This window comes from Rhizobium sp. BK176 (assembly GCF_024808055.1).
In genome coordinates this window covers 1-24,426 of sequence record NZ_JANUBV010000043.1, presented here as the reverse complement: position 1 = coordinate 24,426, position 24,426 = coordinate 1, and the positions used below count along the sequence as shown (strand labels likewise).

Here is a 24,426-nt window from a genome sequence, read left to right as displayed (position 1 = left end):
TTGTAGTTGCCCTTCAGCATCAGCACGAAGTCGGCATCGGTGTTGCTGTCGACATTGCCGTGGATCACCGTGAACTCGTCGCCGTTCAGCACCTCCCGCGTCACCACCACCTGGCCGGCCGCCGTCAGCGAGCCACCCGAGGCTCGCATGAAGTGCTGCACACCGTCCAAAAATGTCAGTCAGGCTTTCGCCCTGAGCATTCCGCAGGATGAAATCTAGATCTGAACGAATAGATTGTACGATGACACCCTCCCCTAAGTTGCCCATTGCCTTGGACAAAGCTTCGCCCTTCGCACAAACGAAGTGCGCTGCCGGCTGAACAGTCGCCGGAGCTATGGCCGAGACAGTTGGTAGGTCCCCAAGAACCACCCTTCGATCATTATGCAGTTCCCAGGACCAGTGCGCGAGGGAACGAGGTCGAACAACTCCCGAGTCCTTAGTCTAAGACCAAAGTCGAAATTCGGATCGTGCCCACTGCAGTGGTTGGTTGCTAACTACGCAGCAACAGGCAAGCTCTCCCGTGTCCAGCAGAATTCGGTTCCGTCACTCCACATGCGATGCATGATCACCGCAAGCCGTCGAGCCAACCCGACAACCACCTTTTGCCTGCCGCGGCGTCTGGCGATATTCGTCGCCCACGCTTTTAGCCACGACCATTTCTTGACGTTTACAAGCAGGACTTGTGCTGCTTGTAAAGCATCATCGCGTCACCGCAACAGGATACGCCCCCGACCCGCTTGCTTTCACCAGGCTCATTCAGTTTCGGCGTCAGCCCGAGCACAGAACCGACCGCCTTTGCATGCCTCGTCTCGATGCAGATCACCGGCAATCCTGCCGTGGCAATTCCTTCATAAAGCCATTGCGACAGTGGTCCGGCTTCAAGACCGATCCGCTCAATCTGCCACTTCGGATCCTTGATCACTGAGATCAAATCCTCAGGGTGACTGGCAACTTTCACCTCTCGGCAAATTTTGCCTGTGTCATCAACAATGCAGACCGCGGTCCCTTTCACCGACACATCCAGTGCGCATTAGTGTTTCATGCTGCGCTTCTCCCTTTGATGTTTGAGGCTGTTGAGAGACATGACCTCGTTTGACCATCAGCCAGAAGCGCAGCACCGCAATCCACAATGGTCACACTGAGACGGAAAGCCGAATATCCCATCTAATCGCACTCCGTTCGTCAAGGCGGTCAGGGCGTTCGGCATTTTCGCAACGCGGTATCAATAGACTAATTGGGTCGGCCTAAGCGGCCAAGTCGATGGCGTCCGCACAGCGTATGATGCCCGCATTTTTGATCAGGATGTCGAGCTTTCCACAGGTCCTGACCGTCTCGTCGACGATTGCGTTGACCGGCTCTATCGAACTAGGATCGGCCTTGATGGCGTGAAAACCTGCGCCGGTCTGGCCACTGCAGCCTCGGTTTCGTCCATCGCCGTGCGGCCGACCGCTACGATGGAGTCACCGGCCGCAGCCAAGGCGACGGCGATCGCCTGGCCAAGGCCGGGATTGGCACCGGTAACTAACAGCCACCTGTCCTGAAAGGTCGAACAGGGTCATCTCAGGCTCACTTCAGGAATTCGGCGCGATGCGGCGTGAAGGAATCGATCAACCGGCCCTTTTCCAGCGCCTTGACGCCGTGGACAAGGTTGGGCCGGAAACGCTGGCCTCCGCCCTCGTCAAGGGTTTCGGTACACCCCGGTTGGCATCGGCGATGCCGATATGTTTGCCGGGATGGCGGACATGCGCCGGGGCGCTCAGCAGGTAGAATGTACCGGCTGCTCGGCCGAGGCCGACCGGAACGTCACGGTTAATCGGCAGTATCTTCATTTGGTCGGGCGGCAAGAACCAAAGCAGGTGGTCTGGATCCGACTGCAGGACAGCCAGCGCTCACAGGCGTGCCGGCACAAATGGATCAGGATAGTGTCATCGACGTAGCCATCGTTTCATTTGGCGGGAACGACACAACGACGCCGTTGCGACGATCGCAGAGCTCCCGGCTGCGGCGACGCAGCTCGAGGTTCGCAAAAAAATCGGTCCAAATGTTGCCCCGCTGGAACGGATTTGCAGAGCTCTGTTTAACCTCGATGCTCTTCGTCGACACGTTGCGGAATTCGAGAAACCTCCACCGCGCGATGTATGCGAATCCGTTCGCTCGCCAACAAACGCCGTTTCAAAACCAAACCCTTTTCGGTGAGGCGGCATCTTTTGTTGTCGGGGTTACTGTCGAGGAATTCGATGAGATCCAGTTCGCGGGCATGCCGTACTGTCTTCACCCCTACGTCCCTTGGGATTGAGCGCCAGGATCGGGGTCCGAGATTGAGGATCAAAATCCTGAGTCCTGTCGTCATGGATCTCGGCATGGCAACCCTCTAAGCGCCAACGAACCGCATTCAAGGAGCGCAAGATCAACAGGGCCTCAACGCATTAAGCGCGAGGCCCTCGGTATCGCGGCGCCCCAACCCGCGATACCGGCCACGGCTAGTTGTGGCCCTTGAACAATATGCAATCCTCAGCAATCTAGCATCGGTCTTTGGTCGCGTGATGGTCGGGACGTTGGTCGATCTCTCCAAAGGATCAAATCCGACTCCGGTGGGCGGGCGGGCAACTCAGCCATCGTGCCTGAAGAGCGGCGGGTTGCGGCCCTATCGCAGTCACGAAGGACCGTGAATCGGTCTTCGATCCGGGATTTCGGTGGACCTTCAAAGACCCCCACGACCGTCTCGCCAATATGGTGGTTTCCGTCACGAGCCCGCGCTTTGCCGCCGCCCAGTCCACGATGGGAATTCTGGGAATCTTAGCATCGACGGCTCCCTGTCTTGCCCTTAAGCTCGTTGAACCGCGAATTATCCTCCGTGGAAATATCCCGGTTACTGATCGGACCAGGGTCCGGCCTCACTACAGCCACCAGATGACGGCTGCGGCGAGAGCGACGGCGCCCATGACGTTTTTGATGTTGCGATCAAAGCGGGTGGCGAGGCGACGCCAGTCCTTGAGACGGCAGAACATACGCTCGACGACGTTACGCTGCTTGTAAGCGGCGCGGTCAGGGCCATTCCCTACTGCTGTGGCGGCAATGTAGCCATCAGCCGTGCCGAGCGAGTAAAACTGTGAAGCCGCTAGATTGAAGGACAGTATGCGCTTTGAAAAATGGGGTAGCACTTCGCTCTCAAGCATCAGCGGTGGCACTCGAGATATAGGCGCCAACCGCTGCAGCTTCCCTCAAATCATTGGAGCGAACGGATTACTGTCTCTCATTTCCTCACGCGAGGGCGGCTCGCAATCACGTGCGCGGCTTCAGGTTCTCCGGGTCGTAGATCGGCTTGTAGCCGACACTGATGACTTCAACCGGGTAGGTTTCGGCGAAATATTCGACATTCAGCTTGCGGCCGACCTCGCAGTACTCCCACGGGAGATAGGCGAGCGCGATGTTCTTGCCGACCGTCGGACCGTAGGCGACGGAGGTGGTGTAGGAGATGCGGCCAACGCTATCGACTAGCGTCTTGCCGGTTTCCGGGTCCATGACCGGCATGGAGCCGACGGGGTAGCGTTTGACCCCCTTGCTGTCGGTGTTCTCGGTCATGACGAGCGTGCAAAGCATCGCCGGCTGATGGTCGCGCGCCTTGTATTCCAGGTGCTTGGCCTTGCCACGGAAATCGGCTTCCTTGACCTTCGGACGAGCGAGGTCAGCTTCCAGCAGGTTATACTGGGTGAGCAGGTCGCCGTTCTGCAGACGCAGCGACTTTTCCATGCGGCGCGAGTTGGCGTAGGTTTCGACGCCGAATGGCATGACGCCAGTGGCGCGCAGTGTGTCCCAGACGGCGAGGCCGTCCTCGTACTTCATGTGCAGTTCCCAGCCCTGCTCGCCGACATAGGAAATGCGGAAGGCAGTGACCGTCTTGCCCGCAATCTCGACCGGCTTGATGGCCGCGAAGGCGAAGTTTTCGGGGTCGAGCGCAGCCGGATCGGCCACGACCTTCTTCAGCGTCTCGCGGGCGTTCGGACCCCAGATGCCGATGGTGATAAACTTTTCCGAGACATCGGTGATGGTGACGTCGAGGCCGCGATCCTCGGCCACGCGCTTCATGTAATGGAAATCGCGCGGGCCGGCGTCGGCGCCGTTGATGAGGCGGCAACGATCGGTCATGCGGATAACGGTGAAGTCGGCGCGCACCATACCCTCATCGTCGAGGAAGTGGGTATAGATGCCCTTGCCGATGTTCCCGTCACCGCCGATCTTGGCGGCGCAGAGCCATTCCAAGAGCTCGACATGGTCGGGGCCTTCGAGGTCAACGATATGGAAATGGCTGAGGTTGACGATGCCGCAATCCTCGCTCATCGCCAGATGCTCGGCATTGGATACGCGCCAGAAGTGGCGGTTGTCCCATTCGTTTTCGCGGAGCGGAACGCGGTCTGCGTATTTCTCCAGAAGATGCTCGTTGGCGGCATAGCCATGGGCGCGTTCCCAGCCGCCCAATTCCATGAAGTAGCCGCCAAGCTCCTTCTCGCGCTCGTAGAAGGGCGAGCGCTTGGCGTTGCGGCCGGAGAGGTAGGGTTCGCGGGGGTGAACGGCGGGGAAGTAGATCTTCTGCGCGGCCTCGTAGCAACGGCCGGCGATGAATTCCTCGGTCAGCTGGTGCGGATAGAAGCGGGCGTAGTCGATCGAGTTGTGGTCGATCTCGGTGCGGCCGTCGGTGATCCAGTCGGCGATGAGCTTGCCGTAGCCCGGACCGTCCTTGACCCAGATGGCGATGCAGTACCAGAGACCGCGCACCTTCTGGCTCTCGCCGCAGGAGGGGCCGCCGGCGGCGGAAACCTGCAACAGGCCGTTGAAGGAGTGTCCTTCGTTATAGCCGAGTTCGCCGAGGATCGGCGTCAGCTCCATGGCTTTTTCGAGCGGCTCGAGGATCTGCTCCATTTCGAGGTCGCGCTGCGAGGGCGAGAGGCGCGCTTCGTGCTTCTCGAGCAGTTCGCGCGGATGACACATGCGCGGATTGGTGGTTTCGTAGTAGCCCCACTCGATCTGGCCGCCTTCTGTCGTCTTCGGGTCGCCGGTGTCGCGCATATAGGCCGAATTGCCCTGGTCGCGCAGCAACGGGAAGCCGATTTCCTTGCCCGTGCCTTCGAACTCGTTGTAGGGGCCGAAGAAGGTCAACGGATGATCGACCGGCATGACCGGCAGGTCCTCACCGACCATCTCGGCAATCAGGCGGCCCCAGAGGCCCGCGCAGACGATGACGTGGTCGGCCATGATGGTGCCGCGGTGGGTGACGACGCCCTTGATGCGGCCGCCTTCGACGATCAGCGACTGGGCCGGCGTGTTGCCAAACATCCTGAGCTTGCCGGACTTCTCGGCTGCGTCGACGAGCTTGCCGGCAACCGTCTGCGAGCGTGGGATGACGAGGCCGGCGTCGGGATCGAACATGCCGCCCTGAACCTGATCTTCCTCGATCAGCGGGAACATGTCCTTGATCTCTGCGGGCGAGACATAGCGGGCGTTGGTGCCGAAGGCCTTGGCGGAGGTGAGCTTGCGCTTGATTTCGTCCATCCAGGAGTCATCGCCGGTGCGAGCGACTTCAAGGCCGCCAATGCGGGAGTAGTGGCCCATTCTCTCGTAGAAATCGATGGAATACTGGGTTGTCCAGACCGAGAGATAGTCGTGGCTGGTGGTGTAACAGAAGTCGGAGGCGTGGGCGGTCGAGCCGATGTCAGTCGGGATACCCGATTTGTCGATGCCGACGATGTCGTCCCATCCGCGTTCGATCAGGTGATGCGCGATCGAAGCGCCAACGATGCCGCCGAGACCGATGATGACGACTTTTGCCTTGCTTGGAAATTCCGCCACGTGCCGGTTCCTTCTTGGTTCTTCGACGAATGTGCCACGGCACATCCAATTTTCAATTCTCGGTCAGACCTCTTCGCATAAAAACCACGATGTTGGGCAGCTCATAATCGTCATTGGCTCCGCCCCCCGCGACATCGGCGCAATCGCGCCGGCCTAGGTTGAGGCTTGATCAACTCGACATCGCTGATCGCCTTAGTCCTTATGTTCCTGGGTGAAGGTGGCCCGTCCCCTCGCTAAGCTGAATTCGGGGATTGCTCTGGATAGGCCTGAGCGAGGTCCCCATATTTGGACGGCCCCCATCTTGAGGTTACCGCGCGCCCCTAAAGTCGTCCGCACACTACCCGGCCGAGTTCTTTGGATAGCTGGCTGCCCTGGCTCAATAGTCGCTCGGAAGATGGAGCACGGATGCCCTGGCCCAGAGATGAAAGCAGAAGGCTTTGCGAGGCAGAGCGGTGTAATCTCGCAATGGGCTCAATGCCAGCGTCTGGCGAAAAAGGCCACTCAGAGCGGGCTTGCCAGAGCGCCAGAACACAAGGGCCAGCTTCGCCCGAGCAACTGCTTACGACTTCACCGATGCCTTTTACCAGCTCAGCAAAGAAGGGGTTGGTTATGGCGGAGATGATGACCCCGATGGTTCCGGTTTTTGATCGGCGAAGCGAATGTGCAACTCATCGCGACTGTAACGGAGATCGATGATTGCCCTCCAGGGACACGAAGCTTAGTCTCGGGTGTCACAAACCACGATTGATTGGTTAAGTGACTTACCGTCGCGACGGAAACGCCTGCCTCGTTCGCAACATCGCGAACTGTTGCCATTCTCTCCATCCAACCTCAGCAATCACCGGATGTTGAGCAAAACAGTTGTCAACTCGGCAGAGGATTGCGAGAATAACCTCGATACTGGCGTCGCGCGCGGGACGAAGACTTCTTGACCCGCATTGGCCCCACGTCTCCAGCGCCGTAGCGTTTCAGCTATCGGCCTCACTCCCGCAACAAAATGCGCCATGCAGGGTGAACGCGCCTGACGCTATCAAAGGGGCGCGCGGGACCGCACTGACGTTGCGGACACAGGTCTTCGGCTGTTCCGAAGGTTCGTCCGCCGCTGACCGGTAGTCTCCTGCCAATAGCCGAGGACCAAAAGCGAATGGACGAGCAAATCACAGGTATGCGCGCTTTCGAAAAGAGCCCTAATTGGAGGGCAAAATCCTGGCTCGTCCTGCCATAGCAGCAATCGCGGCTGCGGGCTGTGGCTTGCCATATCTGTAGCCCTGGACACCTTTACATCCGAGCCTCTTGAGAAAGGCTTCTTGCTCCGCTGTCTCAACCCCTTCTGCGATGGTATGAAGCCCCAGTTCATTTCCCATCGAAACAATAGCGCGTACAATCGCGGCGTCTTGAGGTTTTGTCAGTAGTTCACCTACGAACGACCGATCGATCTTCAGAGTTGTAAGCGGGAAACGTTGAAGCGAACTCAGCGAAGCAAATCCGGTCCCGAAATCATCGAAGGCGATGTCGATGCCGAGCGCTCGCAGATCGCGCATTGCTGAAAAGGAATTGCCGTCATCAAGGAGAGCAATTGTCTCAGTAACCTCCAGCTCCAGCATCGAAGGCTTTAACCCATGTTTTTCGAGGGCACGGCGCACTTGCTGTACCAACGACGGAGAACGAAACTGCGCTGCAAAGAGGTTCACGCCAACCTTGAGGTCGTCGACGCCCTGTCGCTGCCATTCAGCCAGTTGACGACACGCCTCGTCGAGTATCCACCAGCCGATGGGCAACGCCAGGGAACTGGTTTCGAGCGCGGCTAGGAATGTTCCTGGAAATAACAAGCCCTTTTGCGGATGGCGCCAACGCAGCAGCGCCTCGACGCCGAAGATCTTACCGTCTGTGAGCGATACCTGCGGCTGATAGTGCAACTCAAGTTCATTGAGCCGGAAGGCTCTACGCAAGTCATCAATGACAGCGCGCCGGGAAACTGCTTCGAGGCGCATGTCAGGTGAGAACACTCGAATGCACCGTCCGCCATCTTGCTTGGCGCGATAGAGGGCGACGTCTGCACTTGCAATGAGCTCCTCCGCGTCGTTTCCGTCACTTGGACCGAAAGCATAGCCGACACTCGCGCCTATATGGAACAATTCGTGGTTCACTTCGAAAGGTGGTTCAAGCGCGCAGATCACTTGCGACGCCAGGGACTGGGTGACAAGGGGATCGGTCATTCCTGGCACAAGCATAGCAAATTCGTCCCCTCCAAAGCGTGCGAGAGTCGCTTGCGCTGGCGTGACGGTCGCGAGACGGATCCCCACCGCCTGCAGCAACGCGTCGCCGGCGGCGTGGCCGGCGCTGTCATTCACCTCTTTGAAGCCATCGAGATCGATCAAAAGCACAGCGGCTAGCGTTGTTTTCTCGAACAGCTCCGACAGCTGTGCCTCGAAGCGGAAACGGTTGCAAAGGCCGGTTAGGAGGTCATGATGCGCCAACCGCATCAGGCGCGCGTCACGCTCCCGAGCCTGCGAAATATCGCGAATGATTGCGCCGACGGCAATCCCTTGTTCGCCGCGCCAAACAGACAGCGCGATGTCGATCGGAAACTCTGATCCGTCCTTCCTGCGCGCCGTCACCTCGATCGTTTTTCCCGAAAGTGCCGTCCCGCCACCTGCAACAACACGCGCCAGGCCGGCGCGATGTGCACCGCGCATGCGCTCGGGGACAATGATTTCGATTGGTTGCCCAACCATCTCCTCTCGGTCGAAGCCGAACAGATCGGTCATCGCGCGGTTGACGAACTCGATTTTGCCGGTTTCGTCGACGGTGACGAGCGAAAGGGTTGTAGCCTCGGCAAAATTCATGACGTTTGACTGAACCGAAAATTCCATTTGTCGATCAATCTCGTCATCGATGTTGCTCGGTGAATAAGCCGTACGGCCGCCCATCTGCTATCGCCTCCTTTCTAGAAGATCTTTCGTTTGGGGCCAATATATCAACCGCAAGTTAGCAAGCTCTGAACAAAAATGAGCCCGCGACATTCCGTGCGCGCGGAAAGAGGGTAGATACCAATAGGCTACCGTCCCCAGGATGCTGCTGCGCGCTCCACTCGTCCTGATAATGCGAAGAACGTTGTCGTCGCTGTCACTAGATGGTGTTGTAACGGGCGGAGCCCACCTTCGCTATCAATGGAAAGTGGAAGGGAATGAATTACCGATGAAGCCATTGAGAGATGGGAGCACGCCGACGCAGCGTTCGCATGAGAACGAGCTTATGCGAACAGCGATTGCCGGTAAGGCTGGCTCCATACCGATGAGCTTTTGTCTTCGTGGATCGCCCGGCGCTTTTATGCGACCTCGCCTCTGGCTTCCTTCAGCATTGCCTCCCCAAAATGTATATTTACGCTCCGCCGATTTGAGTCTCTCCGAAGATCCGGTCGTCCGTATCGCCCACATATTCTCGATGGAGCCCACTAGGATCCACCGGATGACGGTCCCAAATATTCTGCAAGGCCAAATGATTGCGAGCAAGCCTCGACAATCACGCTGCATCAGCGCCGAACGGCCGACGAGTCGCCCGTCATCCCTAAAAGCCAATTCCTCGGTCTGCAATGGGCTCACTCGGATCCGGTGTACCAGGGACCGTTGTTATGCTTGCATTCGGACGAACATCAAAACACGCGTAGGTCAAGCGGTGAGAGTGACGTCGCAAAATTTGTCCGGCCAGAGCCAGCATTTACTGCACGGCGGTATGACGACCTGATATGAGTCATCGCGGTAGTATATTGAGGGAAAGACGCTGGAGCTCTTGAACGAATTTGAATCGTTGTCCTTCAATCAGCTGAGCTCGAAATAAATATAGCGCGGGTCGAACAATGGATTCAGAATGTGGCCGCACCACTGCCCCATGGGCCGTGGTGGAAGTCCTTGCCGTCGAGGCGGTCGAAGCCATGGGCGCCGAAGAAGTCGCGCTGTGCCTGGATCAGGTTAGCGGTGCCGCGGCCCTGGCGATAGGCATCGAAATAGGTCAAAGCCGAGGTCAGGGCCGGAACCGGCAGGCCAGCCTGCAGAGCGGCACCAACCACACGCCGCAGGGCCGGCAGCGATTCCTTCACCATCTCGGAGAAGGCCGGCGTCACGATCAGGTTGGCCGCATCCGGAGCCTTGGTGAAGGCCGAGGTGATCTCGTCGAGGAACTGCGAGCGGATGATGCAGCCGGCACGCCAGATCTTGGCGATGACAGGCATCGGCAGCGACCAGTTGAACTCGCGCGAGGCTTCCGCCATTACCGCAAAGCCCTGCGCGTAGGCACCGATCTTGGCGGCGAAAAGCGCCAATTCGAGATCCTTGTCGAGGTCCGGACCGTAGGCGATCGGGAACTTGTATTCCGGCTTGCCAAAGATCTTTTCGGCCGCCTCGCGCTCGGTCTTCATCGATGACAGGCTGCGAGCGGCGACAGCCGCTTCGATTGCGGTGGCCGGGATGCCCATATTCTGGGCTTCGATGGCCGACCATTTGCCGGTGCCCTTCTGACCCGCCTTGTCGAGGATCATGTCGACCATCGGGCCGCCGGAGACCGGATCGCTGGCGGCCAGCACCTTCTCGGAGATTTCGATCAGATAGGAGTTGAGGCGGCCCTTGTTCCATTCGCCGAAGATACCACTGATCTCCTTGGCGCTCTTGCCAAGCCCGTCGCGCAGGATGCCGTAGATTTCAGCGATCATCTGCATATCGGCATATTCGATGCCGTTGTGGATCGTCTTGACGAAGTGGCCGGCACCGTCATTGCCGAGCCAGGCGACGCACGGATCATCGTTGTACTTGGCGGCAATCGAGGTCAGCACCTTCTCGACGCGCTTCCAGGAGTCTTCGGTGCCGCCGACCATGATTGAAGGACCATGACGCGCACCTTCCTCGCCACCCGAGACGCCCATGCCAATGAAGGTCAGGTCGGTGTTCTTCAGGCGATCGAAACGGGCGATCGTGTCGCGGAAATTGGCGTTGCCGGCATCGATCATGATGTCGCCTTTGGTAAGGTGCGGCCGCAGCGCCTCCATCTGCTGGTCGACGGCCTCGCCGGCCTTGATCATGATGATGATCGGGCGTGGCGGGCTGATCGCCTCGACGAACTCTTCGATCGTCTTGCAGGCAATGATCTGCTTCTTCAGATCGCCGGCGCTTTCGTAGAATTCGTCGGTCTTCTCAGGAGTACGGTTGAAAACAGCAATCTTGTTGCCTTTTTCCGCAATGTTGAGCGCCAGGTTGGAACCCATGACGGCAAGGCCGATCAGCCCGATTTCTGCCTTCTCCACGATACATCCGCTTTCTTCGTTTCTCGCAATGACGGGATGCACCGCCACGGACGCGGCGGCCCAAAGCTGTCCACTATCGACTGGCTAGAAGGCCAGCTGTACCTTCATCGATTTGCTCCGATCCCCGGCAGCCTCGAAAGCCTGAACGGCTTCCGTCAGCGGATAAATGCCGCTCAACAGGGGCTTAAGATCGACCCGCCGGCTATTGATGAGATCGACCGCAACGCCGAACTCCTCATGGAACCGGAACGTGCCCTTCATCTCGATCTCCTTGGCGACGACCATGTTCTGCGGAATCGAGACGTCACCCCCGAGGCCAAGTTGTACAAGAACCGAGCGGGGCTTTAGCACTTCAATGCCGGAACGGACCGCGCTTGCATTGCCCGATGCCTCGAAGTGGACATCGAAGTAACCCTTGCTGCCAGCGTAGCTCGCAAGCTCGGCAGCCGCATTGGCAACGTTGATGGTGCGATCGGCGCCGACCTCGGCAGCTTTCGTGAGGACAGCGTCCATGACGTCGGTGGCAACGATCTCGCGGGCGCCATGCGCACGTGCAGAGATGATCGACAGTGCACCGATCGGACCACAACCGGTGACCAGTACGCGCTTGCCGGCCAGCGAACCGGCGCGCACGACCGCATGCAGGGTCACCGCCAGCGGCTCGGCGAATGCCGCCTCGTTGATGGAGATCTCGTTGCCGACCTTGTGGCATTGCCATTGCTCTGCAATCAACCGCTGGCGGAAGGCGCCCTGGATGTGCGGCATCGGCATGGCACTGCCATAGAAGCGCATGTTGAGGCAGTGGTTCTGCTGCCCAATGAGGCAATACGCACAGGCGTTGCACGGCCGACTTGGCGACACGGCGACGCGATCGCCGATAACCAGGTGCGACACGCCCTCCCCGACCGCCTTGATCGTGCCTGCGACCTCGTGTCCGAGGATCATCGGCTCGCGCACCCGAACGGTGCCGAATCCACCATGGTTGTAGTAGTGCAGATCGGAACCACAGATCCCGCCCGCTTCAATGGCGACTTCGACCTCGTTCTCGCTCAAGGTCTCCAACTCGCGCTCTTCGATACGCAGGTCCTTGGCGGCATGGATGACGACGGCTTTCATGATGGATGGTCCTCCTCACACAACGGGCGTCGGCAGGGTGTCGCCGGAGAAATGGGCGGCGAGATTGTCGCGCACCAGCTGGCCCATCGCCTTGCGGGTTTCGACTGTACCGGATCCGTGATGCGGCTGCAGCACGACATTGTCGAGCTCCAGGAACCGCGGATCGATCTTTGGTTCGTTGTAAAACACGTCGAGACCAGCTGCCTTGATAGATCGTTTCTGAAGGGCGGCGATCAACGCCTCTTCATCCACAGTCGATCCGCGCGATACGTTGACAAGGATGCCATCAGGCCCGAGTGCTTCAAGCACATCAGCATCGATTATGTTTCTGGTCGCTTCGCCGCCCGGTACGATGACAACGAGAAACTCGCTCCACTCTGCAAGCGCGACAAGATCGCGTTCGTGGTCATAGGAGACCTGTGGCTGCGGGTTGCGTGAGAAATAGCGTATATCGCAGTTGAATGCGGCAGCCCGACTTGCGATCGCCTGACCGATCCGGCCCATGCCGACAACGCCGAGACGCTTCCCGGTGACGCGCGTGACGAGCGGCATTACGGCCTTTCCCCATTGACCGGACCGGACGAAGACATCTGCCTGCGGCATGAGACGCGCTGTTGCCAGCAACAGTCCCAGCGCAATATCCGCGACGTCGTCCGTCAGGATGTCAGGCGTGTTGGTAACGGCTATGCCACGAGCTTTGGCATAGCCAAGGTCGACGGCGTCCGTTCCAACCCCGTATACGGAAACGAGCTCGACCCACGGCACGCACTCCATCAACTCTGCTGACGCACCAAGTTCGCCACGCGTGGCGATGGCCCTGATACCCGAGCCGACGTCCATCAGGAATGCATCACGATCGGCGGCTTCGTAGAGCTTGTGGACGATATAGCGGTCTTCAAGCTCAACCATGTCCCAATCGGGATATGGCCCGACGAGCAGAATTTCGGGCTTTGTCATGGTTTCCTCTGTGAGATTTCCGCCTTATAGCGTTGTTGTGCGAGCTTTCCCGCATACGTGATTACTGTCGACACGATGTGTTCGAACGGCTGGTCGATTTCGATTGTGATGACATCGTGCTCATCGGTCGGGGGCTCTAGCGTCTCAAGCTGACTTTCGAGTAACGAGAGCGGCATAAAGTGTTCGTTTCGGGCGGCTATTCTCGCAGCCAGAGTCTTCGTGCCACCATGAAGAAAAACGAAGCTGAGCGGCGTACCGGCGCCGTTGCGCAGAACGTCACGATAAGATCGCTTCAACGCCGAGCACGAGACGACGACTTGTCGATTCGCCGCCATTTCTCGGCCAAGGGACATCAGCCACGGCAGTCGGTCCTCATCGGTCAAAGGGATGCCGTTGGACATTTTCTCTATGCTGGCATCGGAGTGTTTGCTGTCGCCTTCGATGAACAGGTATCCGAGATCATAAGCCAACAGCTTTCCGACTGAAGTCTTACCGCACCCCGAGACGCCCATTACCACCAGCGGGCCAATCCCTGGGGGCGCATTAAAGAGAGGTGGTGATACCGCCGTCGACATAAAGCGTGTGTCCATTCACGAAAGAGGAAGCCTTGGACGACAGAAACACAGCCGCGCCCACAAGTTCATCGACATCGCCCCAGCGGCCTGCTGGCGTTCGCTTCTCCAGCCAGCTAGAAAACTCCTGGCTGTCGACCAGCGCTTGATTGAGCGGGGTCTTGAAATACCCCGGCGCAAGCGCGTTGATCTGCAGGCCATGCTTAGCCCAGTCAGTGCACATGCCTCGCGTCAGATTTTTTACTGCGCCCTTCGTCGCAGTGTAGGGAGCGATCCCTGGACGGGCGAGTTCGCTTTGCACCGAGGCGACATTCAAAATCTTGCCTCGACGACGGGTGATCATATGCCGCGCGACGGCCTGACCGACATAAAAGATGCTGGACACGTTCGTTTTCAACAATTGCTCCCAGCGGTCTGCAGGAAACTCCTCGAGCGGCGAACGAAATTGCATTCCAGCGTTGTTGATCAAGATGTCGATGGGGCCGCTGCTCTCGATCTCGTCGACTCCCCGTTTTACGGCTGCGGCGTCAGTGACGTCGAATTCGCAGATTGAGACCGACGCGCCGGTTTCACAGAGCCGGGCGGCGGCATCCCGCAGTTTGACGCCGTCGCGACCATTTAGGACGACCTGCGCACCATACCGGGCGAGGCCAGTTGCCAAGGCGAAGCCGATACCTTGGGACGAGCCGGTCACAAGCGCCCGCGATCCAGAGAGATCGAAGAGATCAGCCGCCATCGTCAGTTGCCCAGTGCCCGGTGGACTATGCGGTCAGTGACCCGGTGGTAGACCACGCCATCAAACATCTCGAGTAGCGTTTTGGTCTGCTCTCGGGATTCGAACCTTGCGTCGCAGGCCATCGCTCGTTCGAGCGCGCCCTTGTCTGAGTATGCAATGGCAAGAAGAAGCGGCATCGAAGGCGCTCCCTCATCGCGTTCCACCTCACGGGAAACCGTCACACTTTCCGCGCCATCGAACTTTGTCCAGAGCGGGGTCAAAACCTCTTGGACGAAACGGAAGAACTCGAACTCCTTGCCTTCGCGGATTGCACCCACGAACTCGGCATATCGAATGATCATTGCACTACTCCTTTAGCCTCTCGGGCCATCGTAAAATCGAACAAGCGCGGCGCTGTCGGCCGCACCGAGGCCAGCCGCCATCATCAACCGGTGAATTTCCATGCAAAGCGAGGTCATCGGCATGGCAGTGCCTGTGTGTCCTGCGAGTGATTGCACTGCCATGAGGTCTTTGACCATGTTGTCGATGCGACCAGTGGGCGAATAGTCGTTTCTGGCCATCTTACCCATGTACTCCTGCAGGATCGCGCTATCGGCGCGACCCCCGCTTAGAGCCGCGGGAATTCTTTGGGCGTCGACACCGGCGTCGACAGCGAGTCTAGTGGCTTCGGCGACCGCGACGAAGTTCAAGGCGCAGAGAACCTGGTTGATGAGCTTTGTGGTCTGGCCGGAGCCGCTCGGCCCCATGAGCGTCAAATTCTGGCAGAGGTCGTCAAGGATAAGCTTCGCTTGGGCGAAATCAGTGGGATCGCCCCCGACCATCACGGTCAGCTTTCCCTCCAACGCCTTCGGGGCACCTCCGGACAGCGGACAATCCAGCCACTTCAACCCCGCCTCCGCAGCATCGGCCGACAGTTGCCGCGTCGCCACGGGCTCGATAGACGACATGTCGACGACCACCGTGCCGATCTTCGCGCCATGGACGACGCCTCCTCCACCGAACACCGCCTCACGCACGATCCGTGACGAATTCAGGCTCAGCACGACAGAGTTCGCCTTCGCCGCTGCATCGGCGGCGGAGCTTGCCGGTTGCGCACCCAGTATTTCGAGTTGCGAAACCTTGCCGCGATCAAGATCAAACGCAATCACCGTATGACCGGTCTGAAGGAGGCGGGTCCCGATGGCTGTTCCCATTACGCCGCATCCGACTAGAGCGATCTTCTGTTTGGTAGGCACAGCAGCTCCTTTCCGCCGAGGGCGGTCAAATGAATTTCAGTTAAAGGAATTAGTTTGGTTAGCCGACTTCGGATCGGAGGAAGGCCTGTAGCTCCGGCGTCTTTGGATTTGTGAAGAACTCTGCGGACGGGCCCTCCTCGTGAATGACGCCGTCTTTCATATAGATCGTGCGGTTGGCCACGCGTCGCGCAAAGCCCATCTCGTGAGTGACGAGAAGCATCGTCATTCCCTGGCGCGCCAAGCTTTCGATAACCGCGAGGACTTCGCCGGTGAGTTCAGGATCCAACGCCGACGTCACTTCGTCGAAGAGAAGAACCTTTGGCCGCATCGCTAGCGAACGAGCGATCGCCACGCGTTGCTGCTGACCTCCGGAAAGCATATCGGGATAGGAATCAAAACGGTCGGCGAGACCAACGAGCGCAAGGCAGCGTCTGGCCTCCTCTTTCGCCGCCGACTTCGCTTCACCCTTGACCTGCACTGGGGCGAGCATGATGTTCTCGCCCGCGGTCAGGTGAGGGAAAAGATTGTAGCTTTGAAAAACAATTCCGACGTCGCGGCGTAGTTCGCGAAGCAAGGCCGGCTTCCTTGACATGGCGTGACCCGCGATTTCTATGTCGCCACCGTCAATCGTCTCAAGCCCGTTCAGGCACCGAAGAAAAGTGCTCTTGCCCGAACCACTCCTGCCGATCAAAGCAACAACCTCGCCACCTTGAACCGTCAGGGATACACCCTTGAGGACTGCTAACGGACCAAAGCTCTTACGGATATTGTTTGCAATTACGACGGACATCTCTTTTACCTCTCGGTGGGCTGGCGGGGGCGGCAGGCCGCCCCGCAGTCGGTCTGACTTAGAAGGACGGCAGCGCTGGCATTGGCGCCTTCATCCACTTCTCGTAGATTTTGCCGAGCTCGCCGCTTTGGGTGTGGACGAACAGCACTGTGTTGAGCCAGTGCAGCAGGTCGGGGTCGCCGCGACGCAAACCGACGCCGTAGAAGCTCTGGAGGTAGGTGGTCTTCTCCTCGAACTTGTCAGGATAGCGACCCTGAAGCTGGGCGGCGATGTAGTTCACGGTGCCGATCGCGTCGACCTGACCGGCCACCAGCGCGTTCAGCGTCGTGCTGTCATCGTCGAATCGCACCAGCTCCATTCCTGGGATGTTCGCACTGGACAGGATCTTCTCGTGCGCCGTTCCTCGGGGAACGCCGACCCGCTTGCCCTTAAGGTCGTCGAGGCTTTTGATCGCCGTTTCCTTCGGGGCCACGATCACCGACTTGTGGCCTCCGTAGGGATTGGAGAATGCCACTGACAGTGCCCGCTCGGTGTAGATGCCAAAACTAGCCACAACGAAATCGACCTTTCCGGTCTGTAGCGAAGGGATGCGGCTCTGGCCGGTCACGGGTACAAGCTCCAATTCGACGCCAAGATCCTTGGCGAGCAGCTTGGCCACGTCCACGTCGAGGCCGTCGGCCTGCATCTGATCGTTCGTGATGCCGAATGGCGGGACGGAAAGGTCGACCCCGATCATGACCTTCTTGCGGGCGATGATATCGTCCAAGGATGAGGCCGATGCGACGGTCGCACCAAAGACGAGGGCAAGGCCGACGAACGGTAGCAGTAGGGATTTGAAGCGCATTTTGCGTCCTCTCAGTTTTCGAGTTCCGGTTTCAGTGAAACGACCTTCTTTGTGTCGTTGGATCTCAAGCGCGCGATCCGCGTCGCGCCCCCTTTCGTTCCAGCCAAAGGCTGATTTGTGTGAGTGGAAAGCAGACGGCAAAGTACAGTGCTGCCACCGCGAGGAAGGATTTAAGGGGTTCGAACGTTGCATTGCTGACCAGCTGTCCCGCCCTAGTGATTTCGATAAAGCCGATGATCGACGCTATCGAGGTCTGCTTGATGATCTGGACAAGAAAACCAACGGTAGACGGCAATGCCAGCCTGATCGCCTGTGGAGCGATGACGAATCGAAGACTCTTCAGCGTCGTCATCGCGAGAGCATCGGCGCTTTCCCACTGAGCCTTCGGGATTGCGCGAAGAGCGCTTTCCCAGATGGCGCCAAGGAAGGCACTGGAGTTGATAGTCAAGGCGACCGCTGCGGCGACGATCGCGCTCACCTCATAGCCAAAAAGCGACGGCGCATAATAGCAGATGAACATCAGAACAAGGAGTGGAAGCCCCTGAATGAACTGCATGTAAGCTAATGTCGCATTTCTTAAGAACTTGCTGGACGAGATCCTCAAGAGCGCGAGGACAATCCCGGCAAGGCCGCCCCCGACGAAGGCAATGACGGTCAGCGTCAGCGTCCACCGCAGGGCGTACAATACGAAAAGGAATTCCGGAGTTCCGAATGTTCGCATATTATATTCTCCCCAGCAGCTTGCGGCGCGAGCGTCGAAATACGATCAGCCCCAGGAGATTCAAAAGCGCCCAGAAGATGAAGTTGAGGGTCACGTAGACAGCAGCAATGACCAGATATACTTCCATCGTCCGGAACGTCTCGGAACTGGCGATCATTGCGGCGCCGGTCATGTCCTCTACGCCGACCGCGGATACCAAACTGGTTGACAACATCAACAGTACACACTGCGAGACAACCGGCGTGAAGACCCTTTCCAAGGCAGGTGGAAGGATCACAAAGCGCAATGTCTGTAAGTACGTCATGCCCAGGCTCTCGGCCGCCTCGAATTGACTGCGATGGGTCGACTGGATACCGCCCCTGACAATTTCGGCGATATAGCCTGCATTGTTGAAGACCAGGGCGATCGTCACGGATGTTAGTGGAGACATCCGTATACCGATGTTAGGCAAGCCGAAGAAGATCACGAAGATTTGGACAAGCAATGGCGTATTTCGCACGATCTCCACGTAGCAGCGAACCAGGAAGCGCGGCAAGAACCACGATAGCGTCGAGACAATTGCTAAGCCGACCCCGAGGGCGAAACCACCGAAGATACCGACGATCGAAAGCTGCATCGTCAACCACAGACCGCTGAGGAACTGTGGCAGATATGCGATCAACGGACCGAATTGGAAGGTATATTGCATTGTTGCCTCGGCGCATGTTCCTGTCCGGTTTCGAAACTATTCGAGGCCCAAAGGCCGGACCCGAATGCTCTTGCCCGCAAACGAAATCGTGTCGGGGTGGCAAAGGTCCAGGGCCGCCGCGACATGCCACCATGCGTGATCAGCCTGGCGAATGATGAAGCATTCGGTGCTGTGACCAATACCGCCAAACTCGAATGCGTGCCCCATGCAGATGTGGCCGATTTCGTCGGGAAGTCCCACAGAGAGGCAAACATGTGCGCCGTAGGTAGAATGGCGATAAGTCGGGTCGCCGTAGCGGTCGCCGCGTTCGGCTGAACGCTTGAGATTTACGGGGTCGAATTCCCACGTCTTACCGATGTCGTGGCACAGGCCGCCGGCAAGGATGATGTCTCGATCGACTTTCGCCTCGGGATAGGTGGTCTTGAACTCTTCATAGATCGCCAGGGCAAGCCGGGTGACCCCACGGAGGTGAGCGTCCTGGGTTCCGCGCTTTAGCGAAAATACGTTCGGGCTACCCTCACCTTGAATATCCGTGACACGACTGAACGAAGAACGTTCCAAGGCAAACACCCACGCGTCGATGACCTTCTCACGAAGTTCGAGGGACTGGATCTCCGCGATTTCCGGAAGATCCTCGACAATATGTCCGCGAGAGATGGTTTTGTACATTTTTTCAACACCGTTACTATCTGCTTATTTCTCGACCTTATGATTGATTGAACTTCAAATCCAATTGGGATATTCGGGGTTATCGATTGAATTTTTCTATCTTGCGCTCATGGCTCTGAACTTTTCTGCAGTCGAATCATTCTACTGGGTCTCCCAACTCCGCAGCTTCAACGCCGCTGCAGAGAAGCTCAACATCACCCAGCCAACCGTGTCTTATCGGATCAAGGAGCTGGAGGAGCAGCTCGGTGTCTCGCTCTTCATCAGACAGAGGCGCCAGCTTCTCATGACGAGCGAAGGCGAAGCGTTGAAGCGTTACGCCGAGGCGATGATCGGGATCGCGCGGGACATCGAATCCAACATCAAGACGAGAAACACCAAGCTGCCGACGCTGAGAGTGGGGGTTATGGACAGTTTCGCGGCGGTCGGATTGCCAGCGCTGTTGGATGAACTTGACCACAGATTTGCCGGCACTCGGATTGCGGCGACCGTCGATACGAGCCACAATCTTGCAAGGCAGCTATCCGAGGGACTTCTTGATATCGCACTCCTGTCGACGCCGCCGGAGTATGAAAATGTCGCCCTTGAGCTTCTCGGCCGTCAGACGGTGGAGTGGATCGCCAGTTCCAAGCTCAATATGAAGAAGGAATTCGTTTCCGACGACGATCTACTGACCAAACGCGTCTTTTCAACGCCGGCACCGTCCAATCTCCACGAACTCACGACGAACGCACTCAGCGGTAATTCCACGCTCGGTCTCCGACTTAACGTTTGCAACAGCCTTGGCGCGATCCTGAATCTCGTTGAGGCGGGCACTGGCATCAGCATTCTTCCAGTGCGCCTTGTGCGAGATCAGATCCGAAAGGGATCCGTTTACGTTCTCGAAACCAGATCCAAATTGCCGATGCAGGACGTATTCATTGGCACCAACAAAGGCGCAGTGGTTCGGGCTCTGCCCCAAGTCAAGCAAATGATCCGAAAAGTCAGCGTTGACGTCGCATTCTGCGGCTGACACATCCTCGTTGATATGGTTTTGGGCCGTCGACTGCGTGGTAGACGCCCTTGAAACGCACCGGGAAGACCGATTGAAGCCGTCGACTTCGTTACCTCTCTCCAGGGTACCGTTGCCATGGTCCTCCGGTCAAGAAGGGCACTATTAAAGCCGCTGAGGGTCGTGCGGCACGCGAATGGCCGTTCAGACCGGCTCTGCAGCCGACTTCACCGCCGACAAACTGCCTGAGCTGATAGCATTGCGCGCGTCCCGTGGGCCGTACCGTATGCGACTTCTGCTGCGGCGACCAAGACCAGCGCGGAGCAAGTCCTCGCGACAGAGCTGCTCCGCGAAGAGGCCTTCAGGATTGCCGTCCTGATGGCTTCCAGGGATTCGTCAAACGTGTGGGTCGTCCGGTGCTCAATGGGTTTCCTGGCAATTTCCGTAGCTCGAAGCAGTGCCGCCCTTGCCGGAAAGCCTGCCTTCCTCGGCTTTGTAGAAGTACTGGCTTGCGATCAGCCACCCGTAGCCGGGATGCAGGTAGCGATGAGAAATGGCCCGGTGACGAAGATCTGCTGATGCGCGACTTCCAGCCAAACGGACAACAAGGACGGTCGGAATACATGCAAAGCAAGATGACGAAGAAGGCTGGCCGTCGGCGGGTTGCGCGAAGGAATAATCCTCGTGGACTCCGTGGAAGTTTCCGCCGAGGTGGGCGCCGACGGAAAGGTGGGCATCATGGGAATTGGCGCTTCAGCCCAAACGACCTCGAGCATCAAGATCATTTTCAAGCGAAAGGGTTGAGCAGTTTCCCGAATTTGATGTGGGCCCTCGGCTTTACCAAATCCCTTCAGTTAGGTCACGTATAGGAGCCCATCTCAATGCCGTCCGCACACTTTGCTTGAACCTGTAATTCTGACTGCCGCATCTCCGGCTCATCCGCCTGGGAAATGTCCAGCGCCAGAAAAGAAGGCTGAGAAAAAGCTCAGGAACCTACTGGCGCGGCTTTATCTTACTTTCTCCAGGCAAACTGCCTTGCGGAGATTTCGCGCAGAACATGCCGGCTTCATCCTGGCCCGATTCTGTTTCCTCGCAAGAAGAGTAACGCCTTGAGCGATCAAGCCAAGCGCCGCGATGACGTCACTAGATCCGAGTGCTAGTCGGGGCGTTTCGCGCCATGAACTTACTCATATTGTGTCACTACCCACTGACTAAATGCGGCGATATACTCCACAGGCGCGTATATAACAACTTCGAGCCCCGTATCCGCGACTGCGGGGTTCATCTTGCGGAACGAACGACAGGGGCAGTTTTCCAATCTTGCGGTTTGCCGCCGGGTCCTTCCCGAACGCAACGCTCGCACCCTATAACCGCTAACGAACTGGAGGTTCTCATGCGACCGATAATCGCTCTGGCATTTCTCGCTGCCGCTCCTAGCTTAGCGTTCGCCCAGGCCGCGCCAAAAGGCGCCTCGCCAATACCAGCGGCCGAAATCAAGGAAATTTTCTCGGGGAAAACGTATAATTTCACCGAAAAAGGTCACAAAGGCGAAAGGGAACCGATTTCCTGGTACCTGGGCGCCGACGGAAAGATGCTCGGCTATACCGGAAACGGTCCATCTCATGCGGCGGGCACTTGGTCGACATCTGATGGCAAGCTCTGTGTGTCTGATCAGTGGACCGGGGCATGGGGCACGAACCACTCCGACGAATGTCAGTTATGGGCGCGCGACACTGCAAAGCCGAAGGTTCTCTATCGCGCCGAACCGAGCAAGGGCGGAACTTGGACGAAGTTCACACCGAAGTTGTCGGGCGGGGACACAATCACCCCTAAGATAGAAGCTTTGAAGGTGAAGCTGAATAAGCAGTAGTTCGCGGCACAGTCGCCCTCACGGAAATCCGATGCGCCGCGCGGCCGATCAGCGGCCGCATGTCCGCAATGACCGTCCTCATGCTTGTACCAACCGTATTCGCGGTGATTGGCGGCTTCACTCCGGAATTGGGCGATATGGTCATCAAAGGGTGAAGACAATTTCGCCAACGAGCGTTGATCGCGCCGCGGTTTCCCTGGGTGGAATGCCGAGTACATCAGCTACTTTTTCAAATGCCAAAAAAACAGTCTCACCCGGATCAAAATGCAACTGATAGCGTTCCCAAAGGCGACTTCGCCGAACGCGATCTGAACGCCCAGGCATGCGCGGCTACCAACTACACTGCCGACATCCTCGTATTACAGTGTGACAACATTCGTCCCTTGATCGGCCCCGCGAGGCAGCTACAGATGCTTATTTGCTGCCGCGACGGCGCGTGTCGGCGGACGGAATTGAGTTTTCTATTGCGCAGCCTGCTGACCGGTCGCTAACTCATATACCGTCACTTGCTACCGACGAGCGACCTAGGCTTTTTTGAATTTGAGAATCGAAAGCAACTCAATGACCGGACAACTTTCTCTTCCCCGCAATCGGATTTCCGTGCTCTTGTTGGAAGGCATCAGTGAGAGCGCCGTTGACTACTTTTCGTCAGCTGGCTACGTCAATCTGGCACATCTGCCGAAGGCTCTGGATGACAAAGATCTCAAGAGCCATATAGCCGAAGCGCATATAGTCGGAATTCGTTCACGAACGCATCTGACAGATGAAATCTTCAGCTCCGCAAAAAAGCTGATTGCAGTGGGCTGTTTCTCTGTGGGAACCAATCAAGTCGACCTCGAGGCGGCGCGTCGCCGTGGGATTCCCGTGTTCAATGCTCCCTACTCAAATACGCGGTCGGTCGCTGAGCTTGTGATCGGTGAAATCATAATGCTGACCAGGCGGATTTTCCCGCGGTCGGCGTCGGCCCATGAAGGCGGATGGGACAAATCCGCCTTGGGGAGCCGTGAGGTACGCGGGAAAACGCTGGGGATAGTGGGCTATGGCAACATCGGTTCGCAGCTCAGTGTTCTCGCGGAAAGCATGGGCATGAACGTCCGCTATTTTGATCCTTCGGACAGGCTTCGGCATGGCAATTCAGAATCGATGGCTTCGCTCGGCGAGCTTCTCGAAATCTCCGATTTTGTGACGATGCATGTTCCAGAAACGAAGTCCACGCAAAATATGATAACTGAGACCGAACTCCGGAGAATGAAAAAGGGAGCCTTCTTCATCAACAACTCCCGCGGCACCGTTGTGGATCTCGAAGCGCTTGCGAAGGTTTTGAGAGAAGAACATCTCGCGGGCGCGGCCGTCGACGTGTTCCCCAAGGAGCCGGCTTCAAACAGGGATCGCTTCGAAACGCCGCTGCAGGGTTTGGATAATGTAATCCTAACTCCCCATATTGGTGGATCGACGGAGGAAGCGCAGGAGCGCATTGGGACGGAAGTTGCAAGGAAGCTTGTGGAATATTCGGACATCGGCTCAACACTGGGCGCCGTCAATTTCCCCCAGGTTCAACTTCCACCCCGCCCGAACGGTACGCGTTTCATCCACGTTCATCAAAATCGTCCGGGTATTCTGAACAGCCTGAATACTATTTTTTCGTCTCGCGGACTTAACATCGTCGGTGAATTCCTGCAGACGCACGGCGACACGGGTTACGTGGTTATTGAAGTCGAAGGTGCTGGCCAGACAGCGAATGATATACTCGAGTCGCTCCGCCAGATCCCGGGAACGATACGAGCTCGACTGGTTTACTGACGCCGATTGGAAGGCGTAAAGACGCGCCAGGAAAACTGGCGCGATGGCTAGGAAAGGGCGTCATCCTCGCTGGACCGGGGTTCAGTCCGCACACGTGCCAAGAATTGGCGCCATCAGTTGCACATGTGCATCGATCCGTTCAAAAAACCTTCGCCGGAACGGCCTCTCGCTCTGGCAGCCCGGCAGGCGCGCGATTGGCGAAGGCCTTTGACCTTGCCCCCAAGTTTTATCCAGTTTTAAGTTCGCTCCGGCGGTTTTGGGTTGCTGTATTTGGGGCGGTAGCGGCGGGTTGCGGTGCGGAGC

18 protein-coding genes and 6 pseudogenes are annotated in these 24,426 nt (G+C 57.8%); 3 read left to right on the top strand and 21 right to left on the bottom strand.

The genetic code is table 11. The features are described from left to right. Nucleotides 1-494 precede the first annotated feature (494 nt). The 20 genes and pseudogenes from FHT76_RS40010 to FHT76_RS39925 all read right to left on the bottom strand — a co-directional run bounded on the left by FHT76_RS40010 (nucleotide 495) and on the right by FHT76_RS39925 (nucleotide 19,465). A pseudogene (locus FHT76_RS40010) lies at nucleotides 495-1,024 on the bottom strand (hypothetical protein). Nucleotides 1,025-1,256: 232 nt separating this feature from the next. Continuing rightward, nucleotides 1,257-1,559 (bottom strand): annotated as a pseudogene (locus FHT76_RS40005) (SDR family NAD(P)-dependent oxidoreductase); the annotation flags it as partial. 7 nt (nucleotides 1,560-1,566) lie between these two features. Further along, nucleotides 1,567-1,698 (bottom strand): annotated as a pseudogene (locus FHT76_RS40000) (cupin); the annotation flags it as partial. A gap of 1,199 nt (nucleotides 1,699-2,897) precedes the next feature. Next, a pseudogene (locus FHT76_RS39995) lies at nucleotides 2,898-3,047 on the bottom strand (IS5/IS1182 family transposase); the annotation flags it as partial. 3 nt (nucleotides 3,048-3,050) lie between these two features. Beyond that, nucleotides 3,051-3,173: pseudogene (locus FHT76_RS41335) on the bottom strand (VapC toxin family PIN domain ribonuclease); the annotation flags it as partial. Between the two features lie 109 nt (nucleotides 3,174-3,282). Then, nucleotides 3,283-5,844 carry an FAD-dependent oxidoreductase gene (locus tag FHT76_RS39990; protein WP_183755979.1) on the bottom strand — a complete coding sequence of 854 codons (2,562 nt, stop codon included), beginning with the start codon at nucleotides 5,842-5,844 and terminating at the stop codon, nucleotides 3,283-3,285. A gap of 588 nt (nucleotides 5,845-6,432) precedes the next feature. Further along, nucleotides 6,433-6,660 carry a LacI family DNA-binding transcriptional regulator gene (locus tag FHT76_RS41600; RefSeq protein WP_405049545.1) on the bottom strand — a complete coding sequence of 76 codons (228 nt, stop codon included), beginning with the start codon at nucleotides 6,658-6,660 and terminating at the stop codon, nucleotides 6,433-6,435. A 371-nt stretch (nucleotides 6,661-7,031) separates the two neighbouring features. Next, a complete protein-coding gene (locus FHT76_RS39985; RefSeq protein ID WP_183755981.1) occupies nucleotides 7,032-8,774 on the bottom strand; it encodes a bifunctional diguanylate cyclase/phosphodiesterase in 1,743 nt (580 codons plus the stop codon). 932 nt (nucleotides 8,775-9,706) lie between these two features. After that, nucleotides 9,707-11,137: an NADP-dependent phosphogluconate dehydrogenase gene (gene gndA / locus FHT76_RS39980; protein WP_259131977.1), complete on the bottom strand. Its 1,431-nt coding sequence runs from the start codon at nucleotides 11,135-11,137 to the stop codon at nucleotides 9,707-9,709. Nucleotides 11,138-11,221: 84 nt separating this feature from the next. Next, the gene (locus FHT76_RS39975; RefSeq protein WP_183755983.1) at nucleotides 11,222-12,253 is read right to left on the bottom strand and encodes an L-idonate 5-dehydrogenase; all 1,032 of its coding nucleotides are present in this window, start codon (nucleotides 12,251-12,253) and stop codon (nucleotides 11,222-11,224) included. 15 nt (nucleotides 12,254-12,268) lie between these two features. Next, nucleotides 12,269-13,210: a 2-hydroxyacid dehydrogenase gene (locus FHT76_RS39970; RefSeq protein ID WP_183755984.1), complete on the bottom strand. Its 942-nt coding sequence runs from the start codon at nucleotides 13,208-13,210 to the stop codon at nucleotides 12,269-12,271. Next, nucleotides 13,207-13,785 (bottom strand): gluconokinase, encoded by a 579-nt coding sequence (locus FHT76_RS39965; protein WP_183755985.1) that lies wholly within the window; start codon nucleotides 13,783-13,785, stop codon nucleotides 13,207-13,209. The genes FHT76_RS39970 and FHT76_RS39965 overlap by 4 nt, the downstream gene beginning before the upstream one ends. Continuing rightward, nucleotides 13,754-14,518, bottom strand: coding sequence for an SDR family oxidoreductase (locus FHT76_RS39960; RefSeq protein ID WP_183863921.1), 765 nt, complete (start codon nucleotides 14,516-14,518; stop codon nucleotides 13,754-13,756). Before FHT76_RS39960 ends, FHT76_RS39965 begins: the two co-directional genes overlap by 32 nt. A 2-nt stretch (nucleotides 14,519-14,520) precedes the next feature. Next, on the bottom strand, nucleotides 14,521-14,859 hold the full coding sequence (locus tag FHT76_RS39955; protein WP_183755987.1) for a hypothetical protein: 339 nt from the start codon (nucleotides 14,857-14,859) through the stop codon (nucleotides 14,521-14,523). Between the two features lie 12 nt (nucleotides 14,860-14,871). Then, nucleotides 14,872-15,753: an NAD(P)-dependent oxidoreductase gene (locus tag FHT76_RS39950; protein ID WP_183755988.1), complete on the bottom strand. Its 882-nt coding sequence runs from the start codon at nucleotides 15,751-15,753 to the stop codon at nucleotides 14,872-14,874. Nucleotides 15,754-15,811: 58 nt separating this feature from the next. Beyond that, nucleotides 15,812-16,543, bottom strand: coding sequence for an amino acid ABC transporter ATP-binding protein (locus FHT76_RS39945; RefSeq protein WP_183755989.1), 732 nt, complete (start codon nucleotides 16,541-16,543; stop codon nucleotides 15,812-15,814). A gap of 58 nt (nucleotides 16,544-16,601) precedes the next feature. Then, the gene (locus tag FHT76_RS39940; protein ID WP_183755990.1) at nucleotides 16,602-17,387 is read right to left on the bottom strand and encodes a transporter substrate-binding domain-containing protein; all 786 of its coding nucleotides are present in this window, start codon (nucleotides 17,385-17,387) and stop codon (nucleotides 16,602-16,604) included. A gap of 64 nt (nucleotides 17,388-17,451) precedes the next feature. Next, a complete protein-coding gene (locus FHT76_RS39935) occupies nucleotides 17,452-18,108 on the bottom strand; it encodes an amino acid ABC transporter permease (protein WP_183755991.1) in 657 nt (218 codons plus the stop codon). A gap of 1 nt (nucleotide 18,109) precedes the next feature. Further along, nucleotides 18,110-18,796 (bottom strand): amino acid ABC transporter permease, encoded by a 687-nt coding sequence (locus FHT76_RS39930; protein ID WP_183755992.1) that lies wholly within the window; start codon nucleotides 18,794-18,796, stop codon nucleotides 18,110-18,112. Between the two features lie 36 nt (nucleotides 18,797-18,832). Continuing rightward, the gene (locus tag FHT76_RS39925; protein ID WP_183755993.1) at nucleotides 18,833-19,465 is read right to left on the bottom strand and encodes an HD domain-containing protein; all 633 of its coding nucleotides are present in this window, start codon (nucleotides 19,463-19,465) and stop codon (nucleotides 18,833-18,835) included. Nucleotides 19,466-19,574: 109 nt separating this feature from the next. Here FHT76_RS39925 and FHT76_RS39920 point away from each other — a divergent pair, with 109 nt between their 5' ends. Further along, nucleotides 19,575-20,474 (top strand): LysR family transcriptional regulator, encoded by a 900-nt coding sequence (locus tag FHT76_RS39920; protein WP_183755994.1) that lies wholly within the window; start codon nucleotides 19,575-19,577, stop codon nucleotides 20,472-20,474. A 399-nt stretch (nucleotides 20,475-20,873) separates the two neighbouring features. Here the strand turns inward: FHT76_RS39920 and FHT76_RS39915 are convergent. Next, nucleotides 20,874-21,134: pseudogene (locus FHT76_RS39915) on the bottom strand (hypothetical protein); the annotation flags it as partial. Nucleotides 21,135-21,846: 712 nt separating this feature from the next. Between FHT76_RS39915 and FHT76_RS39910 the strand changes: the two are divergent. Both FHT76_RS39910 and serA read left to right on the top strand, forming a co-directional pair. Then, complete coding sequence (locus FHT76_RS39910) at nucleotides 21,847-22,323, top strand: DUF995 domain-containing protein (protein ID WP_183755995.1); 477 nt, start codon at nucleotides 21,847-21,849, stop codon at nucleotides 22,321-22,323. 561 nt (nucleotides 22,324-22,884) lie between these two features. Beyond that, nucleotides 22,885-24,123 (top strand): phosphoglycerate dehydrogenase, encoded by a 1,239-nt coding sequence (serA, locus tag FHT76_RS39905; protein ID WP_183755997.1) that lies wholly within the window; start codon nucleotides 22,885-22,887, stop codon nucleotides 24,121-24,123. Nucleotides 24,124-24,426 lie beyond the last annotated feature (303 nt).